The organism is Planomonospora algeriensis (assembly GCF_977012225.1).
The window spans coordinates 1-1,332 of record NZ_CDRNDK010000860.1 but is presented as its reverse complement, the minus strand read 5'-3'; the positions used below and the strand labels follow the sequence as shown (position 1 = coordinate 1,332).

The following is a 1,332-nucleotide window of genomic DNA, read 5'->3' as shown; positions in this document are numbered from 1 at the left end:
AGCGGTGAAGGTCTCTCACCTCCACTCGACTCAACAGCGCCTCACGGCGCACCCATGATCTGCGTCACACGGGCAACATGCTCGCCGCCGAGTCGGGCGCGGGGCTCAAGGACCTGATGGCCCGGATGGGCCACGACAACGTGCGCGCCGCGATGATCTACCAGCACGCCGTGCGGGGTGCCGACAGAGCGATCACCGACGCGATCGACCGGCAGCTTGAGAAGCGGGACGGCGACGATGAGGACGGCTCGGCCGGGGTGCTCGCTCCCGTGGGCTAATTGCACGTCAATTGCACGGAAGATCGAGAAGGCTCCAGAAACGATCAAGGCCCGGGTCGGGAATCTCTCCCCGACCTGGGCCTCGGTGTGTGGAGCGGGTGACGGGAATCGAACCCGCGCTGTCAGCTTGGGAAGTCTCTAACGATCTTGGTCGCTGAGCTGGGGAAACGCTGACCTGCGGGGGAGTGGTCCGGCTGCCTGTGATTCCCCGTGAGTCCCCCTTGTTCCCTCTTCTGACGGGCACGCAACGGGCACGGAGGTAACCTCGTTGCGGGTGGTCTCCGGCATTGCGCCGCCCCTCCCCGCAGGGGTACGGCTCGGCGAGCTGAGTCGTAGGCGATCGGGCACGACGTCGGGACGCTGGATAGCACCGGGGACCACCCTTCTACCCGCACGTTCCCGCCCGGACTGATCTTCCCGTCTGCCTCGTCCCACCCGAAGGGCAGCGGGCCGGCGACGGAGAGGCAAGCCCGTCTTCGTGTGTCCCTCAGCCAATGGCCGTTCCTCGATTCGGATGCCAACGGTCACAGACGGGCTTGAGTCGGAGGAGTCGGTCTGCTGGGCTCCGCCTGGGATGAGGCAGACGGGACGATCAGGCCCCACCTCAGCCGCTTACGGCTCTACGGGCTCGTTCGGGTGATCATCCCGGAGCCGAGTGCCCCCGCCGGAGGCTGGGGTTTTCCGCTGTTGATAGATGGTCAGGGCCGCGGCGGCGATGACGAAGCCGACGCCGACGATGGCCAAAGCCGTTAGCTGACCCGCGGCGAACGCGATGAAGCCCGATGTGACCAAGGTGAGAAGTCCCAGGCTCAGGAGCGCCAGGAAGCCGTAGGACATGTTCTCTGGATCACTCATGCGGGTGATCGTATGGGGTGCCGCGTTGATGGCGACAGAGTGCGATGAGGAATCGCATGGGCGGCTTGCCCGGTTGGTGCGGGGCTGGGCGGTGGCGCGGCCTCGGTGCGGCGGGTTGTAAGGGAGCGGTGGGCGCTGGGTGCGGTGCGCGGCCCTGAGTCCCGCGCCGTCCGGGACCGGCGCCCACGCCGCACGCCCG

General features: G+C 67.4%; 2 protein-coding genes. One reads left to right on the top strand and one right to left on the bottom strand.

All coding sequences use genetic code 11. The features are described 5' to 3' along the window. Window positions 1-77 precede the first annotated feature (77 nt). Entirely contained in the window at window positions 78-278 is a 201-nt protein-coding gene (locus tag ACWJ6R_RS36425; protein WP_449066563.1) for a hypothetical protein, read from the top strand. Window positions 279-890: 612 nt separating this feature from the next. Here the strand turns inward: ACWJ6R_RS36425 and ACWJ6R_RS36420 are convergent. Beyond that, window positions 891-1,133, bottom strand: a complete 243-nt coding sequence (locus ACWJ6R_RS36420) for a hypothetical protein (RefSeq protein WP_449066562.1) — start codon at window positions 1,131-1,133, stop codon at window positions 891-893. Window positions 1,134-1,332 lie beyond the last annotated feature (199 nt).